At 74.9% G+C, this 11934-nt stretch carries 9 protein-coding genes and 1 pseudogene; 6 read left to right on the top strand and 4 right to left on the bottom strand.

Translation table 11 applies throughout. The features are described 5' to 3' along the window. Positions 1–1123 (bottom strand): annotated as a pseudogene (locus FM076_RS20540) (hypothetical protein); the annotation flags it as partial. A gap of 136 nt (positions 1124–1259) precedes the next feature. Between FM076_RS20540 and FM076_RS20545 the strand changes: the two are divergent. Continuing rightward, entirely contained in the window at positions 1260–2828 is a 1569-nt protein-coding gene (locus FM076_RS20545; RefSeq protein ID WP_173872442.1) for a cell division protein PerM, read from the top strand. A gap of 30 nt (positions 2829–2858) precedes the next feature. Here FM076_RS20545 and FM076_RS35035 read toward each other — a convergent pair whose 3' ends face one another. Beyond that, on the bottom strand, positions 2859–3434 hold the full coding sequence (locus FM076_RS35035; protein ID WP_345945124.1) for a hypothetical protein: 576 nt from the start codon (positions 3432–3434) through the stop codon (positions 2859–2861). 756 nt (positions 3435–4190) lie between these two features. Here FM076_RS35035 and purN point away from each other — a divergent pair. Then, complete coding sequence (purN, locus tag FM076_RS20555; protein WP_173872444.1) at positions 4191–4844, top strand: phosphoribosylglycinamide formyltransferase; 654 nt, start codon at positions 4191–4193, stop codon at positions 4842–4844. Further along, positions 4837–6435 (top strand): bifunctional phosphoribosylaminoimidazolecarboxamide formyltransferase/IMP cyclohydrolase, encoded by a 1599-nt coding sequence (gene purH / locus FM076_RS20560; protein ID WP_173872445.1) that lies wholly within the window; start codon positions 4837–4839, stop codon positions 6433–6435. Before purN ends, purH begins: the two co-directional genes overlap by 8 nt. Before the next feature lie 214 nt (positions 6436–6649). On the opposite strand, the gene FM076_RS20565 is transcribed toward purH, so the two are convergent. Together FM076_RS20565 and FM076_RS20570 are read right to left on the bottom strand one after the other, a co-directional pair. Then, positions 6650–7267 (bottom strand): hypothetical protein, encoded by a 618-nt coding sequence (locus FM076_RS20565; RefSeq protein WP_173872446.1) that lies wholly within the window; start codon positions 7265–7267, stop codon positions 6650–6652. 243 nt (positions 7268–7510) lie between these two features. Then, a complete protein-coding gene (locus FM076_RS20570; protein ID WP_345945126.1) occupies positions 7511–8347 on the bottom strand; it encodes a hypothetical protein in 837 nt (278 codons plus the stop codon). A gap of 394 nt (positions 8348–8741) precedes the next feature. Between FM076_RS20570 and FM076_RS20575 the strand changes: the two genes are divergently transcribed. The 3 genes from FM076_RS20575 to FM076_RS20585 all read left to right on the top strand — a co-directional run bounded on the left by FM076_RS20575 (position 8742) and on the right by FM076_RS20585 (position 11796). After that, positions 8742–9596, top strand: coding sequence for a bifunctional methylenetetrahydrofolate dehydrogenase/methenyltetrahydrofolate cyclohydrolase (locus FM076_RS20575; RefSeq protein WP_173872447.1), 855 nt, complete (start codon positions 8742–8744; stop codon positions 9594–9596). A gap of 44 nt (positions 9597–9640) precedes the next feature. Further along, positions 9641–10054 carry a DUF3017 domain-containing protein gene (locus FM076_RS20580; RefSeq protein WP_173872448.1) on the top strand — a complete coding sequence of 138 codons (414 nt, stop codon included), beginning with the start codon at positions 9641–9643 and terminating at the stop codon, positions 10052–10054. A gap of 395 nt (positions 10055–10449) precedes the next feature. Continuing rightward, entirely contained in the window at positions 10450–11796 is a 1347-nt protein-coding gene (locus FM076_RS20585) for a helix-turn-helix domain-containing protein (RefSeq protein ID WP_173872449.1), read from the top strand. The last annotated feature ends 138 nt before the right edge of the window (positions 11797–11934 follow it).

Raw genomic sequence — 11934 nt, forward strand, 5'->3', positions numbered from 1 at the left:
GCCTGGTGCCGCGGTCCTGTGCGCCGTCCGGCCGCGGTTCCTCCTCCCGCACGCCGGACACTTCATCGGCCGTGGCGTCGGACGCCGCGACGTCGCTGACGTCGCTGACGTCGGTGATGCCGGTGATGCCGGCGGCGCCGGAGACATCGGCGGCGTCGGCGGCGTCGGACGCTTCCGCTTCGCCGGTTGCAGGGGGCTCGGGCGCGTCGGGTGAGGCATCGGTTCCGGCGGCTTCAGGGGCTTCGGGCATCTCGGCATCGGTGGTGCCGGCGTCTTCGCCCGTTTCGGCGGTCCCAGCTGTCCCGGTGGCCTCGGTGCCGGGGCGTTCGGCCTCAGTGGCGAGGGCCGTGACCCCGGTGGGGGAGGGGGCGGCGTCAGGGGCCGGGGTCGTCACGGGTGGCGGCGCGGGGGAGTTGACGGGCTCGTGAGCCGGCGCCGTGCTCCCGTCCGGGACGGCCCAGCTGGGCGGCCTCCGGTCGGCGAGGGGAGTTGCCCCTCCGACCTGCTGGTCCCGCCCCGCGGTGGCGCGCTCCCCACTCCTCCCGGCCCTCCCCTCCTTTCCGCCCTCTCCACCCTTCCTGCCGCTGTGACCGCTCGCCCCGGCCCCGTTCCTCCCGGACGCGCCCCTCCCGTTCTTCCCGGCCTTCCCGCTCCCGCGGGGCCCGCCCTTCAGGCGGGTCGCCCCGGCCCTGCCCTTCCCGTCGGCCCTCCGGGACTGCTTCTTGCCCGGCTTGCTCTTCCCCGCCGCCACGGCACCCGCCGCCACGGAAGCGGCGGCGTCGCTGGTGGCGCCGGAGGAGGACGCGCCGGACGCGCTCGACGTACGGCACGCCGCCACCTCGGCGGCCATGTCCGCGCCCGCGCCCGCGTCGGTAGCGGTGTCCGTGTCCGCGCCTGCGCCCGTCTCCGCGCCCGTAGCGGTGTCCGTGTCCGCGCCTGCGCCCGTCTCCGCGCCCGTTCCCGCGTTCACGTCCCCGGCCGTGTCCTGGGACGTGCCCGCATCCGCGGTCGCGTCCGCAGCCGCGCCCGCGCCCGCGCCCGCGTCCGCAGCCGGGGCCGCGTCCGCGCTCGTGTTCGCGGCCCTGTCCGTGGACGCGCTCGCAGGGGTGGAGGAAGAGTGCATAGCCCATAGCTTGTGCGACACAGCGACAAAATGCCTGCTACTAGGGCAAAACGGGTGTTCTTGGCAGCATGGCGCTGTGAGCCAATTGACGCACCGCGGTCCCTCGTTGTCCTCGGGCCGTGGCCACTCCCGTCCCTTGCCCCTGACCAGCGGCTGGCTGCTCGGTGGTGCCGTGGCCGCCGGGCTCGGTCTCGGCGCGTTCGCGGTGGTCGTCCTGCTGTTGTGGACCGTCTCGCCGTACCCCGACAGCGGCGCGAGCGCCGGCCTGCACACGGCGGCGGATCTGTGGCTGCTGGCGCACGGGGCGCAGCTCGTACGGCACGAGACGCTCTCCGGCATCCCGGCACCCGTGGGGGTGACGCCCTTGCTGCTGACGGCGGCACCCGTGTGGCTGCTGTGGCGTGCCACGCGCGAGGGGATGGACGCACGGCTGGCGGCGGGCGCCGGGTACGGGGCGACGGCCGTCGGGGTGTGGGTCTCGTGCGGCTACCTCCTGGTGACCTCGGCGGCCGTCGCCTACGCGTCCGGCGGGCCGATCGAGGCCGAGCCGGTCAGTACGGCCTGGCGGGTGCCGCTGTTCGTCGTCACCGTGACGGGTCTGTGCGCGGCCTTCTACGCCCGGCGCCGCTCCGTCGCGGCGGCGTGGTCCGCCTTCTCCGCGCGGCTGCCCGGGGTCTCCCCGGCGCGGTCGGCCGGTGCCCGGCGCCGGCTGTACCGCGACCGGCTGATCGTCGCCGTCCAGGCGGGCGGCGCGGCCACGGTCGTGCTGTGCGGTGGTGGCGCGTTCCTGCTGGCGGCGGCGCTGGTGTGGAACGTGCGGACGGTCGGCGGTTCCTTTCCCCAGCTGACCGGCAGTCTCTCCGGCCAGTTCGCGCTGCTGCTGCTCGCCGTCGCGCTGCTTCCCAACGCGGCGCTGTGGGCGACCTCGTACGGGCTCGGACCCGGTTTCACCCTGGGCGGCGGCAGCGTCGTCGCCCCGGCCGTGACGACGGCGACCCCGCACCTGCCGCCGTTCCCGCTGCTGACCGTCGTCCCGGGCGAGGGGTCGGGCGGCATCCTGACGTCCTGCCTGGTGGGTGTCGTTCCGCTGCTGGGCGGGGTCATGTGCGGCTGGTGGGTGGGCCGTTCGCCGGTGGCCGCCGGCCGGTGCTCCGCCTTGATGACGGTGCCGCTCGCCGCGGTCCTGTGCGGGGGCGTCCTGGCGCTGCTGGCCGCCTGCTCCGGCGGCCCGCTCGGCACCGGGGCCCTCACGCACCTGGGCCCGTCCTGGTGGCAGACGGGCGGTGCGGCGTGCGGCTGGATGCTCGCCGTCGGCATGCCGACCGCCCTGGGCGTGCGGTGGTGGTCGCGCTTCAGCGCGCGCCGGGCGGTGGCCGCTGAGGCGCGCGCGGCGGAGGAGGCGGCCGAGGTGGCCGCGGGGTACGGGCCGGACCCCGCGTGGCACACGGACGAGGTCCGCCGTGTGCGCTGGTCCGCGATGAGGGCGGCGTCCGGCGGTCTGATGGCCTCCTTCGCGCCCGAGGATCCGCACAGGCACGGATATCTGGAGCGGTTCGCGCAGGAGAGCGGCTACGGATACCTCAGCAAGCCGGCCGGGCAGCGGACGGCGGACGTTGGTGCTGGTTCGGACATTGGTGCTGGTGCTGGTGCTGGTGCTGGTGCGGCGGGTGCGGGTGCGGGTGCCGACGTGTGCCAGGGGGTGTGAGGGAGCGGAAGGCCCGGCGTCCCGGGCGGGTCAGGAGCGGTTCTCCAGGAACGGACGCAGCTCCTCCGGCAGGTGCCGCTTGCAGTCGTCGCGGGAGGACTGGGTGAGCGCGTCGTTCTGGCAGGTGAAGTAGTCGCTGTAGGCGAACTGGAAGGCGTACGTGGACGCGACGATGGCCAGCGTCAGCCCCGCGGCGACCAGACCGCTGACGGCCGCCGTCCGCTTGGCCTTGGCGGCCTGTGCGGGGGTCACGGCGAGCGGGATCGGCGTCCTGCCGCCCGCGCCGCCCCGGCCGTCGCCGGAGCCGCCCTCGGCGTCCGTGCCGGTACCGCCCTCGGAGCCCTCGGGGCGGCGTGCCGTCCCCGCGACGTCCTCCGCGGTGGCGGCCACGCCGCGGTGCCCTCGCCTGCCGCCCCCGCCCCGGCCCTCCCGGGCGGAGGCGGGCGGCTTGCCGCGCAGGGCGCTGATGCCCCAGTAGAGGGAGAGCGCCCCGAGCAGCAGCGCCACCTCGGGCACGCTCAGCAGGGCGAAGAAGAGGCCCCAGATGCCCGCGTGCAGGGAGTAGCGGGCGTGCCGCTGGAGCGGGTCGGTCGGGTCCCAGCGCATGCCGCGGGGGCCACCGGGTCCGCCCGGCCCGCCGGGACCGCCCGGCCCCCGTCCGTCGCCGGGCCCGTCACCGCCGCCGTTTCCGGGTCCGGCCGGGCCGCCGCCGAAGCCGCCGCCCTGCCGTCCGGGCTGGCGGCTGCTCCACTGGCTGCCCCACACCGGGTTCCGCTCGCCGTCCGGTGTTCCGGAACCGCCCTCTCCGCCACCACCCGGCCCCGAGCCGGAACCCGGACCCGGACCCGGACCCGAGCCCGACTCCGGCCGAGAACCCGGCCCCGGCGCTGGCCCCGGCCCCGGCGCAGACCCCGAACCGGAGCCGGAACTGGGCGTTCCGGACGACTGCGCACCGGCGTCGGTCGTCTCCCCCCGCGGTGCCGATGCCTCCGGCGCCCGCGGCGTACGCGGCTGCCACGGCTGGTCCGGCTGCCCCTCCGGCGGTGGCGCGAAGGGGTTGTCCTCGCGGGAGGTGCTGTCGGATGGGGCCGCACGGCGGCGTCGGTCGGTCATGTGGTGTGTGTCTTCCTCATCGCTTCCGCGTCGCTTCCACGGCCCTGCGGCCCCCGGGCCCCCGCGGGAGCCCGGGGAGACCATGTCCCTGACGCTACCTTCCGCATGCGCCCCCGTCCCGTGGGGGCCGTTCCGAGGGCCGGTATCGTTGCCGACGGTCGGACGCTTCGTAGAGTTCCCCGGAATCCTCGGGTCCACGTACTTGTGCGACCACACAAATTCCGTCTCCCCGCGAGAGAGAGCACCGTCGTGGACGCGCACTCCTTCCGTCCCGCAGCCCCCGTGCGCCTCGTCGTCCTGGTGTCGGGCTCCGGCACCAACCTCCAGTCCCTGCTCGACGCCGTGGCCGACCCCGCCGTCGACACCCCGTACGAGATCGTCGCCGTGGGGGCCGACCGGACCGGGATCGAGGGGCTCGCGCGGGCCGAGCGGGCCGGGATCCCCACCTATGTGTGCCGGGTCAGGGACTTCGCCACCCGCGAGGAGTGGGACGCCGCGCTGGCCGAGGCCACCGCGGCGCACGCGCCGGACCTGGTGGTCTCGGCGGGCTTCATGAAGGTCGTCGGGAGCCGGTTCCTGGCACGTTTCGGCGGGCGGTTCCTCAACACCCACCCCGCACTGCTTCCCAGCTTTCCCGGAGCCCACGGCGTCCGTGACGCGCTCGCGTACGGCGCCAAGGTGACCGGGTGCACCGTCCACTTCGTCGACGACGGCGTCGACACCGGGCCCGTGATCGCGCAGCGCGCCGTCGAGGTCCTGGACGAGGACGACGAATCCGCCCTCCACGAGCGGATCAAACAGGTCGAGCGACGGCTGCTCGTCGAGGTCGTGGGACGTATCGCCCGCGACGGCTACACCCTCGAGGGGCCGAACAGGAGAAGGGTACGACTGGGTCATGAGTGAGAGTGCCGCACAGCTGGGCGCCAAGCGGCCGATCCGCCGCGCGCTGGTCAGCGTGTACGACAAGACGGGGCTGGAGGAGCTGGCCCGCGGGCTGCACGCGGCCGGGGTCCAGCTCGTCTCGACCGGTTCGACGGCGAAGCGGATCGCGGACGCGGGGGTGCCCGTCACCCCGGTCGAGGAGCTGACCGGCTTCCCCGAGTGCCTGGACGGACGGGTCAAGACCCTCCACCCGCGCGTGCACGCGGGCATCCTCGCCGACCAGCGGCTGGAGGCGCACCGCGAACAGCTCGGCGAGCTGGGTGTCGAGCCGTTCGAGCTGGTCGTCGTCAACCTCTACCCGTTCGCCGAGACCGTGGCCTCCGGCGCCTCCGACGACGCGTGCGTGGAGCAGATCGACATCGGTGGCCCCTCGATGGTCCGGGCCGCCGCCAAGAACCACCCGTCCGTGGCGGTGGTCGTCAACCCGGACCGCTACGGCGACGTGCTCAAGGCCGTCGAGGAGGGCGGCTTCGACCTGGCGGCGCGCAAGCGCCTGGCGGGCGAGGCGTTCCGGCACACGGCCGCCTACGACGTGGCGGTCGCGGGCTGGTTCGCCCAGTACGCCGAGGCCGGGGCGTCCGAGGGCTCGCAGAGCGGGGCCTCGCGCGCGTTCCCCGGGTTCCTCGGTGTCACGTACGAGCGCAAGAGCGTGCTGCGCTACGGCGAGAACCCGCACCAGCCCGCCGCGCTCTACACGGAGGGCCGCGGCGGCCTGGCCGAGGCCGAGCAGCTGCACGGCAAGGAGATGTCGTACAACAACTACGTCGACACCGACGCCGCGCGCCGCGCCGCCTACGACCACCCCGAGCCGTGCGTGGCCGTCATCAAGCACACCAACCCGTGCGGCATCGCGGTCGGCGCGGACGTCGCCGAGGCGCACCGCAAGGCGCACGCCTGCGACCCGCTGTCCGCCTACGGCGGCGTGATCGCCGTCAACCGTCCCGTCTCGCGCGAGATGGCCGAGCAGGTCGCGGAGATCTTCACCGAGGTGATCGTCGCGCCCGGCTACGAGGACGGTGCGCTGGAGGCCCTCACCCGGAAGAAGAACATCCGCGTGCTGCGCTGCCCCGAGGCGCCCACCACTCCCGCCGAGTTCCGGCCGGTCGACGGCGGCGGCCTCGCCCAGATCAAGGACGCCTTCCAGGCCGAGGGCGACGACCCGGCCGGCTGGACCCTGGTCTCCGGTGAGGTGCTGGAGGCCGGGGAACTGGCCGAACTCGCCTTCGCCTGGCGGGCCTGCCGCGCCGTCAAGTCGAACGCCATCCTGCTGGGCAAGGACCGTGCCACGGTGGGCGTCGGCATGGGACAGGTCAACCGCGTCGACTCGGCGCGGCTCGCCGTCCAGCGCGCGGGCGAGGAGCGGGCGCGCGGCGCGTACGCCGCCTCCGACGCGTTCTTCCCCTTCCCCGACGGGCTGGAGGTGCTGGCCGAGGCGGGCGTCCGCGCTGTCGTCCAGCCCGGCGGCTCGGTCCGCGACGACCAGGTCGTCGAGGCCGCGAAGAAGGCGGGCGTCACGATGTACCTGACCGGGACCCGGCACTTCTTCCACTGATCCGGCACTTCTTCCACCGACCCGCGACGTCCGCCGCGCGGCCGGGCACCCGGACGGGACTCCTGTCCGGGCGGGACTCCTGGACGGGGCACCCGGACGGGACGCTCGTAACGGACACGGACACGGACACGGACACGGACACGGACACGGGCCGGGCCCCTCGCTCATGCGAGGGGCCCGGCCCGTCTCATCCGGCGGAGCGTCCGAGGAGGCGTCAGTACTGCGGCCGGTTGAACCACTGGCCCGCCGCGCTCAGCGAGCAGAAGACGATGGTCAGCACGGCGGTCGCCAGCCACAGCAGGCACATGAAGAGCGTGCCGGCCGCGTCGCCGTCGCCGCTGCCCAGGGCGCCGAAGAAGGCCAGCAGCGGGATCAGCGCGTTGAGCGAGCCGGCGATGATGGCGGTGACCCGGGTGCCGACGCGGCCCTTGCCGAACATCGAGGCGGGCACGATGTGCAGGGCCGCGAGGCCGCCGAGGATCAGGAAGAACAGCAGCGCCCCGCCGAGCGCGGCGCCCCCCACCGAGTCGGCGACCGGCACGTCATTGAGCGCCTCGTTGGCCGCCATCCCGGCGAAGAGCACGCCGAACGCGCACAGCGCCCACAGCGCACCCGCTATGAACAGCAGCACCCGCGCGGTGACGACCACGCCCGGCATGCTGACGGCCGGCTGCATCGGACCGCCCGGGTAGGCGGGCATGCCGCCCGGGGCGGCCGGATAGCCGTAGCCGGGCTGGCCGGTGCCCTGCTGCGGGTAGCCGTACGGGGCGCCCTGCTGCGGTGCCGAGTACGGGTTGTCGGGACTCTGGCCGGGGGGCGGGGGGTAGCTCACGAGCTGTTCCTCCGACGGTGTTGAGGGAGCGGATGGGGCCGAGTGACTCCGGAGAACCACGGCCTGCCCTCAGCAATGTCGCCTCCCCCGGGACGGCGCCGCACCGTCGGCCCACCCTGGACTGCCCGGCGCCGGTCCCCATGGTGGTGGGCTCCTCGCGGCCTGTCCAGCCGGGTTTCCGTACTGTGGTGAAACCGCGACACCGGGTCAGTAGGGCCACGAGGTGCCGCCGCCCGCGGGGGCTCACACCAACTGGCGTTCCAGCAGTGCGAGATGCCCCTCGTGCACCAGATCGAACCGGATGGCGAACCGCACCAGGGACTCGCGTACCGTCCCGGCGTCGTCCGACGGGCGCAGCCGCAGTTTGAGCCGCAGGTAGTCGAGGTTCCAGGTGACGTCCGCCGCGGTCACCTCCGGCCACACAGGACGCAGCCGCTCGGTCAGCTCCGCCACGGTGGGCACCGGCGCCGCCGGGTCCCCGGAGTGCAGCTGTGCCTCGCACAGCGCGGTGAGGACGAGGAAGTAGCGGCACGTGTGGTCCAGGGGGTACGGGCGGGGGAACGGGTCGAAGAGCCAGTCCCGCGCCCCGTCGGCACCGCCGGCCCCCTCGGCCCCGTCCGTGCCGGCCGCACCCGCCGGACCGTCCGGGAACCCGGCACCGGCACCGGAACCGGAACCCGGCCCTGTTCCGGTGCCCAGGCCCGTGGCCGTCAGGTAGTCGTGGCGCGGTGCCAGGACGTCGAAACCGCAGCCGGGCCTCGGGTCGTGGGCGCACAGCCGTACGCGGGCGAATTCGAAGGGGACCGGCGCGTCCGCCCTTCCCGGCGCGACCCTGATGTGCTCCCCGGCGCCCTCGGGATTCTCGACGAGATAGGTCTGGTCGTGGCTGAAGTTGGTCAGTATCCAGAAGGCGCCCGTCGCCGTGATCTCCCCGGCCGCGCACGCCACGGCGGGGTGGGCGATGGTCAGGCCGCCTCCTGCCGGTGCCGTCCGGCCGAAGCGCAGCGTGTGGCCCGGCTCCAGCCGGTACTGCTCCTCGGGACCCCGGCACCCGTCCGGGACGATGATCACGCTGAACACGTCCGGCACGCTACTGACTCCCCGTGTCCGGTCTCAACGGAGCGTAGGGGTTGCAGAGAGGCACATGAACCGACCTTTGCCGTCCCGTTGCCGAGGCGCCGCCGGGCGGGTGACCCGGCTCGCACACGAGGAACCGGCTCGCACAACCGAACGGACACCGCGCACGGCCGCCGGTCCCGCACGCCGCACGTCACCGCCCGGCCGTCCCACGCCACCGTCGGACGTCCCGTGCGACCGTCGGACGTCCCGTGCGACCGTCCGACCGTTCTCATGCCACTGTCCGGACGTCCCGTGCGGCCCGCGGGGGTGTGGTGCGCGACCGCGGGGGCGCCCCCTGTGGCTCGCACGGCCACCTGAGTGGAGCCGGAGGGCCCGGATCCGCGAGGATGGGCGCATGACCGCCCAGATTCTCGATGGCAAGGCCACCGCCGCCGCGATCAAGTCCGACCTCACCACGCGCGTCGAGGCGCTCAAGGCCAAGGGCGTCACGCCCGGCCTCGGCACGCTGCTCGTCGGTGACGACGTCGGTTCGCAGAAGTACGTCGCGGGCAAGCACCGCGACAGTCAGCAGATCGGCATCAACTCCATCCAGCGCGAACTGCCGGCGACCGCGACGCAGGAGGAGATCGAGGCGGTCGTCCGCGAACTGAACGAGGACCCGGCCTGCACCGGCTACATCGTCCAGCTGCCGCTGCCCAAGGGCATCGACGTCAACCGCGTCCTGGAGCTGATGGACCCGGCCAAGGACGCCGACGGGCTGCACCCCACCAACCTGGGCCGGCTCGTCCTCAACAAGCCCGCGCCGCTCCCGTGCACCCCGCAGGGCATGATCGTGCTGCTGCGCCGCTACGGCGTCGAACTGGACGGCGCCCACGTCGTGGTGGTCGGCCGCGGCGTGACCGCGGGCCGCCCGCTGCCGCTGCTGCTGACGCGGCGCAGCGAGAACGCGACCGTGACCCAGTGCCACACCGGCACCCGCGATCTGCCGGCACTGCTGCGGCAGGCCGACATCGTCGTCGCCGCCGCCGGCGTCCCGCACCTCATCAAGCCGGAGCACGTGCGGGAGGGCGCGGCCGTGCTGGACGTGGGCGTCAGCCGGGACGAGAACGGCAAGATCGTGGGCGATGTGCACCCCGGTGTCGCCGAGGTCGCCGGCTGGCTCTCGCCCAACCCCGGCGGGGTGGGCCCGATGACGCGGGCCCAGCTGCTCGTCAACGTCGTGGAGGCGGCCGAGGCGGCGGCTCGCTGAGCGCGGTCATGGCCGAGAAGAGCGAGGCGAAGGGAGACCCCGCGATGAGTGCGGAGCAGGCGGCACCGCCGCGCAAGAGGTCGCGGCGCTTCCCGGTGCTCACCCGCGACACGGCGCGCCCCGAGGGCGGGGGCCGCGCCGCGGGCGGTCACCAGCCGGCGCCGTACCGCCAGTGGCCGCTGCTGGCGGTGTGCGCGGGGGTGCTGGTCGGACTGCTGGTGACAGTCCTGCACTTCCGCGCGGGCACCCTGATCGTGGGTGCGGCGCTGCTGGGCGGTGCGGTCCTGCGCTGGACGCTGCCGTCGGTCGGCATGCTGGCGGTGCGCTCCCGCTTCACCGACCTGATCACCTACGGAGTGCTCGGCCTGGCCATCGTGCTCCTGGCCATGATGGCGCAGCCCGACCCCTGGCTGTCGGTGCCGTTCCTGGACACGGTGGTGCACTTCACGGTCCGCTGAGGCCGGCCACGCGGCGGCGCGTCCGCGCGGTGCCCGTGTCCCTCCGGTGCCCCCGGATCCCCCGCGGGCCGCGCGCATGTGACGGGACGTGGCCCCGGTCCTCTGCGCGGAGGACCGGGGCCACCGTCGTGCCAGGAGCGTGTGCGCGCACACGGACGGGTGGTCCGTGGACGGTTGGCGTCCGGACGGGCTGGCAGACTAGGGGGGATGCGCGGACAAAGGGTGTGCGCGGGTGTGGGTCCCGGCCCGTAACGCTCCCGTGTGCCCCCGCTGCCGAAGCCGTCGTCCTGGCTGCCTGTATCCCCTGGGGAGCCGCAGGGGGTGCCCGGGGCCGCGGCGCGCACGCGGGGGAAGGGAAGGCGAAAGCGCGAGAGTCGGGGGACGAGGGGGAGGCCATGCCTCGGTGGAGGGCGCTACCGGAGGATCTGGATCCGCAGATCCGGGAGTTCGCGAGCCAGCTGCGGCGGCTCGTCGACCGCAGCGGACTGAGCGTCGCCGCCATCGCCGACCGCACCGGCTACAGCAAGTCGTCCTGGGAGCGCTATCTCAACGGCCGCCTGCTGCCGCCGCGCGGCGCCACCCAGGCCCTCGCCGAGGTGACCGGCACGGACGTGCGCCACCTGGGCACCATGTGGGAGCTGGCCGAACGGGCGTGGAGCCGCGCGGAGATGCGGCACGACACCACCCTGGAGGCCATCAGCATCGCGCAGGCGCGGGCCGCGCTGAACGCGCCGGAGGAGGAGCCGGAGAAGGGCCGCCGCCGGCGCAAGAGCAGGAGCGCGCCCGCACCCGGCCGCGGAAGCGAGCCGGACAGCGCCCCGCGCAGTCCCGGCCCTGGCCTTGGCCATGGCCCCGGTCACGGCCCCGGTGACGGTGACGGGCAGGACCTCGCTCCCGGCCATGGCCGCGGCTACGGGCAGGACCTGGCTCCCGGCCCCGGCCCGGGGCACGGCCCGGGGCACGGTTGCGGTCAGGCCCGGGACGGGGGCCAGGACCAGGACCGGGAGACGGCCGTCCTGCGCAAGGACGCCATCCGTGCGGCGGGCGCCGCCGGTATCGGCGTGCGGGGAGGGGAAGCGACCGCGTGGGGCGGGCCCGGCGCGGTCCGGGCCCCGGACGCCACCGGGGTGCACGGAGTCCGGAACGCGCCGGACGGCGCCTCTTCGGCCCCGTACCCCGCCGGACGTCCCGGCGCCACCGGCACGCCCCGGAGCGGCGAGCCGCGCCGGGCACGCGGGGGCGGGCGGCGCAAGGGCACCGTGGTGCTGGCGGCGCTCGTCGGTGTCCTCGTGCTCGTCGCCGGAGCGGTGCTCTTCCTCGACCTGGGAAGCGGCGAGGACGGCAAGGCGGCCGGCCCGAAGCCCTCGCCCACGGCGACGTCGCGCGACCTGCCCGCGGGAGTCAAGTGCGTGGGCGACGACTGCTCCGGTGAGGACCCCGAGGCCATGGGCTGCGGCGGCCGGCACGCGGCGACCGTCAGCTCCGCGCGGGTGGGCACCGGCCTGGTGGAGGTCCGCTACAGCGAGGTCTGCGCGGCGTCATGGGCGCGGATCAGCGGGGCGGCGCGCGACGACGTGCTGCGCATCACCGCGCCCGGCGGCCAGGCCGAGAGCGACACGGTGACGCGCACCGACGCGTACACCGAGATGGTCTCGGTGCGGGGCGCCGACGACGCCCGCGCCTGCGCGACCCTGGCCGCCGGCGGCAAGGGCTGCACCACTCCGGGGAAGACGGTGCGGTGAGCCGGGTGCGCGGTGAGCGAGCCCCCTGTGCGGGCGGGTGGCTCCCGGTGTCGCTCCCGGTGCCTGTTGGGCCGACCCGGGGGTGCGGCGGGCACGCGGTCGGATAGCCTGGCCGTCGGGTCTCTTGACGTAGAGAGA

This window comes from Streptomyces albus subsp. chlorinus (genome assembly GCF_013302895.1).
Lineage (GTDB): Bacteria > Actinomycetota > Actinomycetes > Streptomycetales > Streptomycetaceae > Streptomyces > Streptomyces chlorinus.